General features: G+C 70.0%; 1 protein-coding gene. It reads right to left on the reverse strand.

Annotated features, from left to right (window positions below; genetic code table 11):
* On the reverse strand, window positions 1-323 hold a 323-nt coding region (locus ACLZOT_RS51135; RefSeq protein WP_416976136.1), incomplete at both ends, for a uroporphyrinogen decarboxylase family protein.

The raw sequence follows: 323 nt of genomic DNA on the forward strand, positions 1-323 counted from the left end.
TAACTCGCGAGGGTGAAAGGCGCCCCGGCGAAGCCGATGAGGGGGGTCGGGCCGAGTTCCGCGGTGAGCAGGCCGATGGCCTCGGTGACGTAGGAGACGTCCTCGGGGGTGAGGTCGCGCAGTCGGGCCAGGTCGGCGCGGGTGCGGATGGGCTGTTCGACGACCGGGCCGACGCCGGGCTTGATGTCGAGGTCGATGCCGATGGCCTTGAGCGGGACCACGATGTCGCTGAAGTAGATGGCGGCGTCCACGCCGTGCCTGCGGACCGGCTGGAGGGTGGTCTCCGTGACCAGTTCCGGCCGCATGCAGGACTCGAGCATCGG

The organism is Streptomyces sp. 4F14 (genome assembly GCF_048159485.1).
Classification (GTDB): Bacteria; Actinomycetota; Actinomycetes; order Streptomycetales; family Streptomycetaceae; genus Streptomyces.